Origin of the sequence: Nocardioides cynanchi, assembly GCF_008761635.1 — a bacterium.
In the GTDB taxonomy this organism is placed as follows: Bacteria; Actinomycetota; Actinomycetes; order Propionibacteriales; family Nocardioidaceae; genus Nocardioides; species Nocardioides cynanchi.
Window position 1 is genome coordinate 2,974,673 of the sequence record NZ_CP044344.1, and the last position, 13,436, is coordinate 2,988,108.

General features: G+C 69.6%; 11 protein-coding genes and 2 tRNA genes. All 13 read right to left on the bottom strand.

Going from position 1 to position 13,436, the window contains the following annotated elements:
- Positions 1-6: 6 nt before the first annotated feature.
- The 13 genes from E3N83_RS14325 to dnaN all read right to left on the bottom strand — a co-directional run bounded on the left by E3N83_RS14325 (position 7) and on the right by dnaN (position 13,368).
- On the bottom strand, positions 7-900 hold the full coding sequence (locus tag E3N83_RS14325) for an SRA domain-containing endonuclease (protein WP_151083873.1): 894 nt from the start codon (positions 898-900) through the stop codon (positions 7-9).
- Between the two features lie 67 nt (positions 901-967).
- Positions 968-2,407 carry a tyrosine-type recombinase/integrase gene (locus E3N83_RS14330; RefSeq protein WP_151083874.1) on the bottom strand — a complete coding sequence of 480 codons (1,440 nt, stop codon included), beginning with the start codon at positions 2,405-2,407 and terminating at the stop codon, positions 968-970.
- 138 nt (positions 2,408-2,545) lie between these two features.
- Positions 2,546-2,618: transfer RNA gene (locus tag E3N83_RS14335), tRNA-Ala, on the bottom strand.
- A 37-nt stretch (positions 2,619-2,655) separates the two neighbouring features.
- On the bottom strand, positions 2,656-2,781 hold the full coding sequence (locus E3N83_RS20050) for a DLW-39 family protein (protein WP_238342917.1): 126 nt from the start codon (positions 2,779-2,781) through the stop codon (positions 2,656-2,658).
- A 29-nt stretch (positions 2,782-2,810) separates the two neighbouring features.
- Positions 2,811-2,884: transfer RNA gene (locus tag E3N83_RS14340), tRNA-Ile, on the bottom strand.
- Between the two features lie 112 nt (positions 2,885-2,996).
- Complete coding sequence (locus tag E3N83_RS19840) at positions 2,997-3,812, bottom strand: DUF3566 domain-containing protein (RefSeq protein ID WP_202879227.1); 816 nt, start codon at positions 3,810-3,812, stop codon at positions 2,997-2,999.
- A 6-nt stretch (positions 3,813-3,818) separates the two neighbouring features.
- Positions 3,819-6,446 carry a DNA gyrase subunit A gene (gene gyrA, locus E3N83_RS14350; RefSeq protein WP_238343192.1) on the bottom strand — a complete coding sequence of 876 codons (2,628 nt, stop codon included), beginning with the start codon at positions 6,444-6,446 and terminating at the stop codon, positions 3,819-3,821.
- 191 nt (positions 6,447-6,637) lie between these two features.
- Positions 6,638-8,683 (bottom strand): DNA topoisomerase (ATP-hydrolyzing) subunit B, encoded by a 2,046-nt coding sequence (gene gyrB, locus E3N83_RS14355; protein ID WP_151085300.1) that lies wholly within the window; start codon positions 8,681-8,683, stop codon positions 6,638-6,640.
- A 400-nt stretch (positions 8,684-9,083) separates the two neighbouring features.
- On the bottom strand, positions 9,084-9,500 hold the full coding sequence (locus E3N83_RS14360) for a GNAT family N-acetyltransferase (protein WP_151083876.1): 417 nt from the start codon (positions 9,498-9,500) through the stop codon (positions 9,084-9,086).
- Positions 9,501-9,551: 51 nt separating this feature from the next.
- On the bottom strand, positions 9,552-10,079 hold the full coding sequence (locus E3N83_RS14365) for a DciA family protein (RefSeq protein WP_238342918.1): 528 nt from the start codon (positions 10,077-10,079) through the stop codon (positions 9,552-9,554).
- Complete coding sequence (gene recF, locus E3N83_RS14370; RefSeq protein WP_151083878.1) at positions 10,069-11,244, bottom strand: DNA replication/repair protein RecF; 1,176 nt, start codon at positions 11,242-11,244, stop codon at positions 10,069-10,071. The genes E3N83_RS14365 and recF overlap by 11 nt, the downstream gene beginning before the upstream one ends.
- A 25-nt stretch (positions 11,245-11,269) precedes the next feature.
- Complete coding sequence (gnd, locus tag E3N83_RS14375) at positions 11,270-12,181, bottom strand: phosphogluconate dehydrogenase (NAD(+)-dependent, decarboxylating) (protein WP_151083879.1); 912 nt, start codon at positions 12,179-12,181, stop codon at positions 11,270-11,272.
- Positions 12,182-12,204: 23 nt separating this feature from the next.
- Positions 12,205-13,368, bottom strand: coding sequence for a DNA polymerase III subunit beta (gene dnaN, locus E3N83_RS14380; RefSeq protein WP_151083880.1), 1,164 nt, complete (start codon positions 13,366-13,368; stop codon positions 12,205-12,207).
- Positions 13,369-13,436: the final 68 nt, after the last annotated feature.

Below are 13,436 nucleotides of genomic sequence, written 5' to 3' on the forward strand. Positions count from 1 at the left end.
TTGCGTCTATGGATCTCGCCGAAGGTACGTCTTCCCTTCTTCCCAGATCACAGCGCATTCGTGGCTCGTGAGCAGTTCGATCAGGTCGGCGCTGGGACGGACGGGAAGCAACACAGCCTTTGCTTCGTGATCCAGGAACCGCGCGTAGTCGAGTACCTGACCAAGCGCGGCACGCACATAGCTGCGAGCCGCCGATGCCTTCGCCTCCACCAGTTCCTCGGTGGCCTTATTGAAGACGTCTGTGAATAGGTACCCACCGCCGGGGATGGGTACGCGATGGCGGACCGTGGCTTGTCCCTGAGCGTTCAGCCATTCGGTGTAGCGGCCGACAAGTTGGGCCTCGCGACGAACGGCTTCCCTTGGTTCGTCGGGGCGTTGAGCCGCGTACTTGTCAACGTTGTTCGCCTCCACCGGCAGTTCTTCAGGGATGGCGGTGTCGGGGTCAGCGTCGTCGATCGGGTCCTTCAGGACGTCCCCCAGTGGGCTGAGCCTGAAGACGAGAACTGATCTGACCTCGCCCTGTCGATCAAGGGCATCAGCCCGGTAGTAGGGCGGGTGAGCCAGCTCGAACAAGCCGAGATAAGTGGTGTCGCGTTCTTCGCTGCGGAATACCCGAATAGTCCGCCCGAGCTTGCCGGCGTCCATCAGGGACTTGTTGCCGCCGGTTCGGAGTGACTGGTCGCCGACCTGTCCGTCGCCGGTGTAGTGAAGCGTGCCGTCTGCGTGCCAGCCGTCGTACTTGTAGCCGAAAGCCGCTCCCACGCTGGGGTTGCTGAAGATGAAGACACTCTGGGCTTTCACGGAGGGTTCCATGCCGCCGTAGCGGCCGCCGCCCCAACGGTCGTGCAGGTCTTTGCGCAGCAGAGTTTCGCCGACTTCGATGTCCCATGTCACCGCCATATGGGCAGCAAACCACAGCCGCGTGCGCCCCGGTCGGCAACCGACTCACGTTGGGCCGGCTGACCCTTCAAACGTCCTTCGCCGGACTCTCGCGCAACTCCGGATGCCCCGCTAGGGCACCGAGTCGACTCGCCAGGGTGCGATCCCGGTCGGCAGTGTGGTGCTGATAGAGCATGGCGGCGGCGACTGTCGCGTGGCCCAGCCTGTGCTGCAGTTCGGCCAGCGTTGCGCCCGCCTGGGCGGCGAGGGTGGCACCAGTGTGCCGCAGGTCGTGCCACCGCAGGTCGGAGCGCCCGACGGCCGCTCGTGCGCGCCAGAACGGCGCCTTGCGCAATTCGCGGGGCACGATCTGGCCTCCTGCGTCGGTGAAGAGCAAAGCGTCGGGATCTCGGCCGGTGTAGCGGTCCATGTGTTCCCGGAGGATGGCCACGACGTGGGGAGGCAGGTGCACCGTGCGCTTACTGCTCTCGGTCTTGGTCTCGCCAAGGCTCGGCCGGTGTCCGGGCATATAGGTGACAGCCCGCTCGACCCTGACTGTTCCGGCCTGGAGGTCCACATGGCGGCGGGCGAGACCGAAGAGCTCGCCAGCGCGGAGGCCCGACCAGGCGGCGAGGTGGACGGCGGCGGAGTAGCGCTCGGGCATGGCGGCCGCCAGGGCGTCGATTTCCGCGGGCGTTGCGGGCACGCGCTCGGTGGACTTGACCTGGCCGGCGCGCGCGATCTGACACGGGTTGGAGTCGATCCGCCCCTCTCGCACGGCGTGGCCGAGGATCATCCGGAGGAGCCTGTACGCCTGGGCGACCTGAGCACGACCGGCATCGATGCGGAGTCGCGCGGACTCCGGCTCAGCAAGGGGTTGCACGTCGACGTGCCCAGAGGCGCGCCAGGCGTCGAGAACGGCGCGGGGCAGACGTCCGGTCGCCTTGACCGGTATATCGTTCGCGAGCGCCCAAAGTCGGGCGGCATGTCGAGCGTCAGCTTGGCGGCGACGTTTGGTCGCCTCCGCACGCGCCTGAGCGTTGCGTCGAGCTCTGTGGATGGCTGCGGCGTGCCACTCCCGGATGCTGGCCACCGAAACGGCGCTCAACTCCGAGCCACCGAGGTTGATCGTGCGGCTGCGGCCGGGGGACAGTGGCAGCTCGAGCGGCGTGGCGATCCAGTTGGCCACCACGCTGGCGTAAAGCTGCTGGGTCCGGGGTGCCAGGTCAACCCGGGTGGCCAGGTGGTCGGCGGCGTACTCGGCGAGGGTGACAGCGCCCAGCGAGGGTGCACGCCAGGTGCCGCGGACGACGTCGGCGCGGACGGTCGCAAGCCACTCCTCAGCATGGGTCTTGGTGGCGAAGGTCTGCGGGGCCGTGTGCCGGTTCATCTGCCGGTCGGTGTAGCGGGCCTGGTAACGGCCTGAGGGCAGGCGGCGGACACTGCCGAACGAGGTTCGAGTGGCCTTCCGGGAGCGTGTCTTGCGTGCGGCCTTCGCGTCGCTGGAGGTTGGGCTAGCAGTGGTCATGTTGCTGTCCTGACGGGTCGGCACGCCCGTTTCCGGGCGTGCTTTGGGCACGTAAGGGCACGAGGCCCATCTGGTGCCGCTGTTAGACCCGTCGCGGCAGGGAGTGGATCCCCGCGTTGACCAGCGGTGATTGCTACGTGGAGCCTAGGGGACTCGAACCCCTAACCCCCTGCTTGCAAAGCAGGTGCGCTACCAATTGCGCCAAGGCCCCCGGGGCCGGACGGCGGTCCGGCCTGCGTCGTACGGCGTCAGTCGCGGTCGACCCGGTCGGTCGCCTCGGCCCAGAGGGCCTGCTCGCGCTGCCCCTCGCCGATCTTCTTCCTGGCGACGAGCGCGCCGACGGCGGCCAGGGCGATCAGCAGGATCTTCTTCATGGCGACTCCCGTGCAGAGGGGTGAACCTGTGGGCCTAAGAGGACTTGAACCTCTGACCTCTTCCTTATCAGGGAAGCGCTCTAACCGTCTGAGCTATAGGCCCGGAACTGGTCGACAACCAGCAACGGCCGCCCCGGTGTCCGGTAGGGCGACCGGAGCGGAACATTACCGCAGCCGCGAACGGCCGCCCAAACCGCGGCAGCCGGTCGGGACACTCAGCCCTGGTCCTCGGACAACGTGACCTCGACGCCACCGAGCAGCGAGGACGCCATGTTGTAGAGGAACGCTCCCAGCGTGGCGATCGCCGTCATCAGGACGACGTCGATCACCGCGACCAGCATCGTGAAACCCAGGACCCGCGAGAGGCCGAGATAGTCCTCGATGTTGAACGTCGAGGCGGTGGTGCCGCTGGAGACGGTGTCGGAGACCGTGTTGTTGATCGAGGTCCAGACACCGGCCGCGTTCAGCACCGACCAGATCATGAACACCGACACGACGGTCACGATGCCGAAGGCGATGGAGAGCAGGAACGAGATCTTCATGACCGACCACGGGTCGATCCGGCTCAGCCGGAGCCTGGCCCGGCGGGGTGCCCGCGCCGCCTTGGAGGTACGGCGCGTGGTCACGGTGGCGGGCCCGGCCGCGGTGGCGTCGGGTGCCGGCACGGGGACCGCCGGTGGGGCCGTCGGCACCGGAGCCGAAGCCTGACGGGCCTGCTCCGCCTGACGGGCCTGCTCCGCCTCGCGCTGGGCCGCAGCCCGACGGGCCTCCTCCGCCTGGCGGGCCTGCTCCGCCTGGCGGGCCTGCTCCGCCTGACGAGCCTGCTCCGCCTCGCGCGCCGCGACCTGCTCGGGCGGCGGTGGCGGCAGGATCCGGCCGGAGCCGTTGGCGGCCTGGCCGTTGCTCCGTCGGTCGTCGGTCGCTGCGCCGATCCGGCGCTGGAGCCGCTCGGCGAGCGGGATCCGGGCAGTGTCGTCGCTGGTGTCCGGGCGGGTCTGGACAGGTGCCTGATCGGCAGGGCGCTCTGTCATCACCACTCACTCTCCTGGATCGACGGCAGGTCCTGGGTCGGGTTCGGTTGCGTCTTGGGACGTCGCATCGCCTTCGATTGTTGCATCCGGGACCTCATCAGGCGATTCGCCGTTCAGGTTGCTGTCACCTACCGGACCTGCGGCGATGGTCTCCTCGACCGCGTCCGGGGCCTCCATCGAGCGGGTGACCACGGCCACCGAGTCGCCCGACTTGGGGGTGACGAACTTGACGCCCATGGTGTCGCGTCCGGTCGCGCGGAACTCCTGGTTGATCGGGCTGCGCACCACCTGGCCACCCTGGGTGATCGCCAGGATCTCGTCGCCCTCGACCACGATGAAGCCGCCCACCAGGACGCCTCGCTCCTCGTTGGTCAGCGACATCGCCTTGACGCCGAGCCCGCCGCGGTTGGTGATCCGGTAGTCCTTGATCGCGGTGCGCTTGGCGAAGCCACCGTCGGTCATCGTGAAGACGTACTGCGGCTTGACGTCGTTGTCGGGCGCGGCCGCGTCCTCGGCCTGGGCCTCCGCCGCCACCTGGTCTGCCCGGATGATCGACATCGAGAGCACCGAGTCGGCCTCGGTGCGGAACTTCATTCCGGTGACCCCCGAGGTCGCCCGCCCCATCGGTCGGAGCTGGTCGTCGCCGGCCTTGAACCGGATCGCGGAGCCCTTGCGGGAGACCAGCAGGATGTCGTCGTCGGGCGAGACCAGCTCGGCGCCGATCAGCTCGTCGTCGTCCTCCCGGAAGTTGATCGCGATCACGCCCGCCTGACGCGGTGAGTTGTAGTCACCGAGCCGGGTCTTCTTGACCAGGCCGTTGCGGGTCGCGAGCACGAGGTAGGGAGCCTGCTCGTAGTCACGGATCGCCAGCACCTGCGCGATGTCCTCGTCGGGCTGGAAGCTGAGCAGCCCGGCCACGTGACCGCCCTTGGCGTCGCGCGAGGCCTCGGGGAGGTTGTAGGCCTTGGTGCGGTAGACCCGGCCCGCGGTGGTGAAGAAGAGCAGCCAGTGATGGTTGGTGGTCGCGATGAAGTGCTGCACGACGTCGTCACCGCGCAGGGTCGCGCCGCGCACGCCCTTGCCGCCCCGCTTCTGGGTGCGGTACTGGTCCGCGCGGGTGCGCTTGGCGTAGCCGCCGCGGGTGATCGAGACGACCAGCTCCTCGTCGGGGATCAGGTCCTCCATGGAGAGGTCGCCGTCCGCCGCGATGATCTGGGTACGACGCTCGTCGCCGTACTTCTCGACGATCTCGGCCAGCTCGTCGCCGATGATCTGACGCTGGCGGGACTCGCTGGCCAGGATGTCCTCGAGGTCGGCGATCGTCGCCTCGAGCTCGGCCAGGCGGTCGATGATCTTCTGCCGCTCGAGGGCCGCGAGCCGGCGCAGCTGCATGTCGAGGATCGCCTGCGCCTGGATCTCGTCGATCTCCAGGAGCTCCATCAGTCCGGCGCGGGCCTCGTCGACGTCGGGCGAGCGCCGGATCAGGGCGATCACCTCGTCGAGGGCGTCGAGGGCCTTGACGTAGCCGCGCTGCACGTGCGCCAGGCGCTCGGCCTCGGCGAGGTTGAAGCGGGTCCGCCGCTGGATCACGTCGACCTGGTGGGCGACCCAGTTGCTGATGAACTGGTCGATGGTCAGGGTGCGCGGCACGTTGTCGACCAGCGCCAGCATGTTGGCGCTGAAGTTGGTCTGCAGCTCGGTGTGCTTGAGCAGGTTGTTCAGGACGACGCGTGCCACCGCGTCGCGGCGCAGCACGACCACCAGCCGCTGGCCGGTGCGACCTGACGAGTCGTCGCGCACGTCGGAGATGCCCTGCACCTTGCCGGAGTCGGCGAGCTCGGCGATCTTCAGCGCGAGGTTGTCGGGGTTGACCATGTAGGGCAGCTCGGTGATCGACAGGCAGGTGCGCCCGCGGGCGTCCTCGTCGATCTCGATCACCGCGCGTTGGGTGACCGAGCCGCGGCCGGTGCGGTAGGCCTGCTCGATGCCCTCACGCCCCACGATCAGCGCGCCGTTGGGGAAGTCGGGGCCCTTGATCCGCTCGACCAGGGCGTCCTGGAGCTCCTCGCGCGTCGCGTCCGGGTGGTCGAGCGCCCACCGGGCACCCTCGGCGACCTCGCGCAGGTTGTGCGGCGGGATGTTGGTGGCCATGCCGACGGCGATCCCGGCCGAGCCGTTCACCAGCAGGTTGGGGTAGCGCGACGGCAGGACGATCGGCTCCTGCGAGCGGCCGTCGTAGTTGGGCTGGAAGTCGACGGTGTCCCGCTCGATGTCGCGGACCATCTCCAGCGCCAGCGGCGCCATCCGGCACTCGGTGTACCGCATCGCCGCCGCCGAGTCGTTGCCCGGCGAGCCGAAGTTGCCCTGGCCGTTGACCAGGGGCGCCCGCATCACCCACGGCTGGGCCAGGCGGACCAGGGTGTCGTAGATCGCGGTGTCGCCGTGGGGGTGGTACTGCCCCATCACGTCGCCGACGACGCGCGAGCACTTGGAGAACCCGCGGTCGGGCCGGTAGCCGCCGTCGTACATCGCGTAGAGCACCCGCCGGTGCACGGGCTTGAGCCCGTCGCGGACGTCGGGCAGCGCCCGACCCACGATCACCGCCATCGCGTAGTCGATGTAGGCGCGCTGCATCGACGTCTGGAGCTCGATCGGCTCGATCCGGCCGCCCGGCCCGGGGCCTTCCGGCCCGTCGCCGCCGCCGGTGCCCAGGTTGCTGGGGGTCTCAGTCACGTGTCTTCGTCTCTCTGGTTGCTTCTACGAGTTTCTAGGAATCTCGCTAGATTCGGGGATAGTGGTCTCGACTCCGCTCGACCACCGGCCGGCTAGATGTCGAGGAATCGCACGTCCTTGGCGTTGCGCTGGATGAACGAACGCCGCTGCTCGACGTCCTCGCCCATCAGGATCGAGAAGATCTCGTCCGCCTGCGCCGCGTCGTCGAGGGTCACCTGGAGCATCAGCCGCTGCTCGGGGTTCATCGTGGTGTCCCACAGCTCCTCGGCGTTCATCTCGCCGAGGCCCTTGTACCGCTGGACGGGGTTCTCCTTGGGCAGCTTCTTGCCGTTGGCCAGGCCGTCCTTGGTCAGTGCCTCGCGCTCGGAGTCGGAGTAGACGAACTCGTGCTCGGCCGGCTTGTTCCAGCGGATCCGGTAGAGCGGCGGCTGGGCCATGTAGACGTGACCGTGCTCGATCAGCGGCTTCATGAACCGGAACAACAGGGTCAGCAGCAGGGTGTTGATGTGGTGGCCATCGACGTCGGCGTCGGCCATCAGCACGACCTTGTGGTAGCGCAGCTTCTCGAGGCTGAACTCCTCGTGGATGCCGGTGCCGAGCGCCGAGATGATGGCCTGGACCTCGGTGTTCCCGAGCACCTTGTCGATCCGGGCCTTCTCGACGTTGAGGATCTTGCCCCGGATCGGAAGGATCGCCTGGACCCGCGGGTCGCGGCCCTGCCGGGCCGAGCCGCCGGCCGAGTCGCCCTCGACGATGAAGACCTCGCACTCCTCGGGGTTGGTCGACTGGCAGTCGGACAGCTTGCCGGGCAGGCCACCGCCGCCGAGCAGGCCCTTGCGGCTGCGGGCGAGGTCGCGGGCCTTGCGGGCGGCGATCCGCGCCGACGCCGCGGCCTGCGCCTTGCGCACGATGTCGCGGCCCTCGGCGGGGTTCTGCTCGAGCCAGGCGCCGAGCTGGTCGTTGACCACCCGCTGCACGAAGCCCTTGGCCTCGGTGTTGCCGAGCTTGGCCTTGGTCTGGCCCTCGAACTGCGGGTCGGTGAGCTTGATCGAGATGATCGCGGTCAGACCCTCGCGGACGTCGTCACCGGAGACCCGGTCCTCACGCTTCTTGATCAGCCCCCACTCCTCGCCCCAGTGGTTGACCAGCGTCGTCAGTGCGGAACGGAAGCCCTCCTCGTGGGTGCCGCCCTCGGGGGTGTTGATGGTGTTGGCGAAGGTGTGCACCGACTCGGTGAACGAGGTGTTCCACTGCATCGCCACCTCGAGGCTGAGGTCCTGGCTGCCGCCCTGGGCACCGGCCGCCTGCTCGGCCTCGAAGGAGATCACCGTCGGGTTGGCCGGGGTCTTGCGCTTGTTGAGGTAGTCGACGTAGTCGACCAGACCGCGGTCGTAGCGGAAGGTCTGCTCGATCCCACCGGTCGGCGCCTCGTGGATGTTGTCCTCGCCGGAAGCGTCGATCTCGTTGGCGATCGTGTCGTCCTGCACCGCCTCGAGCAGCTCGGCACCCTCGGGGCGCTCGTCGCGGACCACGATCTCCAGGCCCTTGTTGAGGAAGGCGTACTCGCGGATCCGGGCGGTGATCGTCTCCAGGGAGTACGTCGTCGTCTCGAAGACGTCGGGGGACGCCCAGTAGGTGACGGTCGTGCCGGTGCGCTCGCCGGGCTCCAGCGCGCGGACCTCCTCGAGACCGCCGTCCGGCACGCCGATGCTGAACGACTGACGCCACACGTGACCCCGGTTGCGGACCTCGACCACGAGGTGGCTCGACAGTGCGTTGACCACGCTGACGCCGACGCCGTGGAGGCCCCCGGAGACCTTGTACCCTCCGCCGCCGAACTTCCCGCCGGCGTGGAGCATGGTCAGTGCCATCGTGACAGCCGGAAGCTCCTGACCGGGAGCGGTGTCGGTCGGGATGCCGCGGCCGTTGTCCTCCACACGGAGTCCGCCGTCGGCCAGCAGGGTGACCACGACCCGGTCGCAGTAACCGGCCAGCGACTCGTCGACCGCGTTGTCGATGATCTCCCAGACCAGGTGGTGCAGTCCGCGCTCTCCGGTCGAGCCGATGTACATGCCCGGGCGCTTGCGGACCGCCTCGAGCCCCTCGAGCACGGTGATCGCCGACGCGTCGTAGGTCATCCCGTTGGGTGCGTTCGCCGGGGCCGGGGTGCTCGGCGCGGCGGCGGAGGGAGCGGCTGGCTCGGAGTCGGTGGTCGGGACTTCTGGCTCGGTCGTCTCGTCGCTCACGCGCACCTCTTCGTCGGGGCCGGGGCCTGCGTCGCGCAGGCCGTCGAGCCGGGGACCACATGAAACCGGCCGCGGCTGGGAAGCGCGCGACCTCGATGTCCATGATAGCCGTTTCCGGGCCGTAGCCCACGACCCCACCCTCCGACCTGGGGGGAACTGTCGACGAAAATGGCCCTCAGACGGCTCTCCCGGCACTCTGGGAGCGCCGTACAGGGGGCCGGACAGGTCCCCATACGCCCGAGAGGCCCGCAGATCGGCAGTGGACGGCTGCGCGCACCCCACACCGGACGGGTCAGGCGAGGTCCTTGCGGAGGAGCAGCTCGGGTGCCTCGCCGGGCAGCTCGAACGCACCGACGTCGCGGTAGCCGAGGTGCCGGTAGAAGTGCTGCGCCCGCTCGTCGGACATCGTCGACGTCAGCACCCACGCCTGGCCGGCACCGAGGCAACGATGCTCCCAGCTCTCGACGAGCAGCCGGCCGAGACCCTGTCCGCGACGCGTCGGGACCACCTGCAGCATGTTCATGAACGGCACGGTGTCCCAGAACAGCCCCCAGCGCAGCCAGCCCAGGGGCTCGGGAGCGGACTCCTCGACCATCAGGAGCACCCGGTCCCGACCGACCACGGCCTCGAGCTCGGCCGAGGACACATGCCCGTCGTGCCGAACCAGGAACTCCAGGTCGTCGGAACCGGCGAGTCGGGTCAGTGGCACCGACTCACCCTGTCACGCCCGGGCGCGGGCGCGGGCGCGGTCGCGGTCGGGTCAGCCGTAGGTGTCGCGTGGTCCGCGCCCGTCGCGCACCGACCGCTGACCACGCTTCCACGAGGGTGCGTGCGGGCCCAGGATGTCGATCACCAGCACGGTGCCGTGGCCCAGGTCCTCGTTGAGCCGGCGGACGATCGCCGGAGCCAGGAGCTTGAGCTGGGTGGCCCACGCGGTCGAGTCGGTGCGGACCACGAGCTTGCCGTCGGCAAAGGACTCGGGGCCGCTGTGCGCGTCGACCTCCGGCCCGACCAGCTCTCCCCAGCGCGCGAACATCGAGGCGACCTTGAGGTCGACCTGCCACCCGTGGTCGTCGACCACGCGGGTCAGCGCCACGTCGAGGGTCTGCGGATCCCGCTCGTCCGGGAAGGCCCCGGACACCCGCCCGCTGCTGCGGGGAGACCGGTCGGTACGCCGGGCCCGCGTCTTGCGCCCCGGGGTCGACCGCGCCGTGGCCCGGGCCAGGTTGCGGGCCAGGTCGAGGCCGTCGTCGCGCCGGGTGGGGTCGTCGCCGGCGTCAGGACTCACGGCGTACCTCTCCACCGCCGACGTGGTAGCGCACCCCGGCCAGCTTCTCGGGCACGTCGTCGGCGACCGCCGCCGTCACCAGCACCTGCTCGGCACCTGCCACCAGCTCGGCCAGCTGGGCCCGTCGCTCGGTGTCCAGCTCGGCGAACACGTCGTCGAGGATCAGGATCGGGTCGTCACCGTCGGCGCGCAACAGGTCGTACGACGCCAGCCGCAGCGCCAGCGCGAACGACCATGACTCACCGTGCGAGGCGTAGCCGCGGACCGGAAGCCGGGGCACCGACGGATCGCCGTTGCCCAGAGTCAGCAGCAGCTCGTCGCGGTGAGGGCCGACCAGGGAGATTCCTCGGTCGAGCTCGTCGTTGCGGCGGACCGCGAGCTCCTCGAGCAGCCGGTCGGTCAGGTCGGCCCGGTCGACCTCACCACCGTGGTGGTCGAGCCCGTCCAGGCTCAGGCTCGGCTGGTAGTCCAGGCCGGAGTCGTCGCTGCTGGCGCCCCGCGCCACGGTGGCGTAGGCATGGCCGACCAGCGGGCGCAGCTGGGCGACCAGCCTGAGCCGCTCCGCCAGGAGCTCGGCGCCGGTGCGCGCGAGATGGGCGTCCCAGACGCCGAGCGTCGAGAGCGCCGACTCCTGCGAGGTCGAGCCCCGGCGGGCCGCGCCCGCGGTCTTGAGCAGGGAGTTGCGTTGTCGCAGGGTCCGCTCGTAGTCCGCGCGGACGCCGGCCAGCCGGGGGGTGCGCATCACGAGCAGGTCGTCGAGGAAGGCCCGTCTCCCCGACGGGTCGCCCTTGACCAGCGCGAGATCGTCGGGGGCGAAGATCACGGTGCGGACCAGCCCGACCAGCTCCCGGGCGCGAGGCAGGTCGGCGCGGTTGACCCGGGCCCGGTTGGACTTGCCCGGGTGGATCTCCACCTCGAGGATCGCCTGCCGGCCGTCGCGCACCACCGCGGCCCGGACCAGCGCGCGCTCGGCTCCCGCCCGCACCAACGGAGCGTCGGAGGCGACCCGGTGGGAGGACAGGCGGGCGAGGTAGTCGATCGCCTCGACCAGGTTGGTCTTGCCCTGTCCGTTGCGACCGATGAACGCCGTCGCGCCGGCTTCAAGCGCGACGTCGGCCTGGGCGTAGGAGCGGAAGTCGACCAGCGTCAGGTGCGCGACGTACACGGTGCTCCGCCCCCGGTCATGCCGGTCAGCTCTGCGGCGAGGCGTCGCCGCCGGGAGGCGCCTCGGTCTTCACCGCGTGGCCGCCGAACTGGTTGCGCATGGCGGCGATCGCCTTCATCGCCGGGCTCTCGTCCTGCTGGGAGACGAAGCGGGCGAACAGGGACGCCGCGATCGCGGGCATCGCGACGCCGTTGTCGATGCCGGCCTCGACGGTCCAGCGACCCTCGCCCGAGTCGGCTGCGTAGCCGGCGATCTTGTCGAGGTGCGGATCGGTCTTGAGGGCCTCGACCAGGAGGTCGAGCAGCCAGGACCGGATCACGGTGCCCTCGCGCCAGGAGTCGAAGACCTCGGTGACGTTGTCGACCAGGTCGACCTTGTTCAGCAGCTCCCAGCCCTCGGCGTAGGACTGCATGATGGCGTACTCGATGCCGTTGTGGACCATCTTGGAGAAGTGCCCGGCGCCCGGCTGCTTGCCGGCGTGCACGAAGCCCGACTCACCCTCGGGCTTGAGCGCGTCGAAGGCCGGCTGCACCTTGGCCACGTCGTCGTCGGAGCCGCCGCACATCAGGGCGTAGCCGTTCTTCAGACCCCAGACGCCGCCCGAGACACCGCAGTCGACGAAGCCGATCCCCTTCTCGGCCAGCAGGTCGGCGTTGACCTGGTCGTCGGTCCACTTGGAGTTGCCGCCGTCGACGACGAGGTCGCCCTTGTCGAGCAGGTCGCGGAGCTCCTTGATCGTGTCGCGGGTCGGGTCTCCGGAGGGGACCATCACCCAGACCACGCGGGGGCTGGGCAGCTGCTCGACCATCTCGGCCAGGCTGCCGGCGTCGGAGACCTCGGGGTTGCGGTCGTAACCGACAACGGTGTGACCGGCGTTGCGCAGCCGCGTGCGCATGTTGCCGCCCATCTTGCCGAGGCCGATGAGTCCGAGTTCCATGCTGATCTCCAAGCTGTGGTCGGTCAGGAGAGCAGGCGCCTCGGCATCAGGAGATAGCGGAAGCCGGTGTCGCCGGTGCCTGCGGACGAGTCGTTGGCGCCACTGTCTCCCATCGAACCACTGATGACAACCGGCTTGGTCGCGACCGTGAACGCCAGCTCCACCACCGACTCGTCGATGACCTGGAGACCGTCGAGGAGGTACTGCGGGTTGAAGCCGGTGGTCACGTCGTCGCCGTCGATGGTCGCCTCGATCGACTCGCTGGCCTGGGCCTCGTCGCCGGAACCCGCGTCGAGGGTGAGGGTGCCATCGCTGAACGCCAGCTGCACAGCCGTGTTGCGCTCGGCCACCAGCGCGACCCGCTTGAGCGACTCGATCAGGGAGGCCTTGTCGACGGTCGCGCGGGTGAGGTGCTCGTTGGGGAACAGACTGCGGACCTTGGGGAACTCGCCGTCCAGCAGACGGGTCGTCGTACGACGGGTGCCGCCCGGCCCGGAGCCCTCGAAGCCGATGATGCCCTCGCCCGAGCCACCGGCGGCCAGTGCGATGGTCACCTCGCTGCCGGCGGTCAGCGACCGCGCGGTGTCGCCGAGGACCCGCGCCGGAACCAGCGCGGCCAGGGACTCGTCGGGGCTGTTGGGCGACCACTCCAGCTCGCGGTGCGAGAGCCGGAACCGGTCGGTGGCCAGCATCGAGATCGTGGAGCCGGAGATCTCGATCCGGACACCGGTCAGCACCGGGAGCATGTCGTCACGCCCGGCGGCGGTGACCGCCTGGGCGACCGCGTGGGAGAACACGTCGCTCGACACGGTGCCGGTCGCCGCCGGCATGTCCGGCAGCGCGGGGTAGTCCTCGACCGGCATCGTCTGCAGGCTGAACCGCGCGGAACCACAGGTCAGGCTGACCCGCGACCCGTCCAACGTCATCTCCACGGGCTTGGCCGGGAGGCTGCGGCAGATGTCGGACAGCAGCCTGCCGCTGACCAGCGCCCGGCCCTCGTCGGCCACCTCGGCGCTCAGCGTCGCGCGGGCAGACGTCTCGTAGTCGAAGGTCGACAGCACCAGGCCGTCATCGCTGGCATCGATCAGGAGACCCGACAGCACCGGGACGCTCGGGCGGACGGGCAGGCTGCGAGCTGCCCAGGCGACAGCATCCGCGAGTACGTCGCGGTCGACGCGGAACTTCACTTGTCGGTGTCCTTCGGGAAGCGTGCGGCGGCCGGCGGGCCGCTCGGGAAGATTCTGGACTGTGCATC

Bases quoted from the DNA above. Each gene is read 5' to 3' on its own strand.
- E3N83_RS14325 (WP_151083873.1), bottom strand. From the start codon at position 900: ATGGCGGTGACATGGGACATCGAAGTCGGCGAAACTCTGCTGCGCAAA.
- E3N83_RS14330 (WP_151083874.1), bottom strand. From the start codon at position 2,407: ATGACCACTGCTAGCCCAACCTCCAGCGACGCGAAGGCCGCACGCAAG.
- E3N83_RS20050 (WP_238342917.1), bottom strand. From the start codon at position 2,781: ATGAAGAAGATCCTGCTGATCGCCCTGGCCGCCGTCGGCGCGCTCGTC.
- E3N83_RS19840 (WP_202879227.1), bottom strand. From the start codon at position 3,812: ATGACAGAGCGCCCTGCCGATCAGGCACCTGTCCAGACCCGCCCGGAC.
- gyrA (WP_238343192.1), bottom strand. From the start codon at position 6,446: ATGCAGCGCGCCTACATCGACTACGCGATGGCGGTGATCGTGGGTCGG.
- gyrB (WP_151085300.1), bottom strand. From the start codon at position 8,683: ATGACCTACGACGCGTCGGCGATCACCGTGCTCGAGGGGCTCGAGGCG.
- gnd (WP_151083879.1), bottom strand. From the start codon at position 12,181: ATGGAACTCGGACTCATCGGCCTCGGCAAGATGGGCGGCAACATGCGC.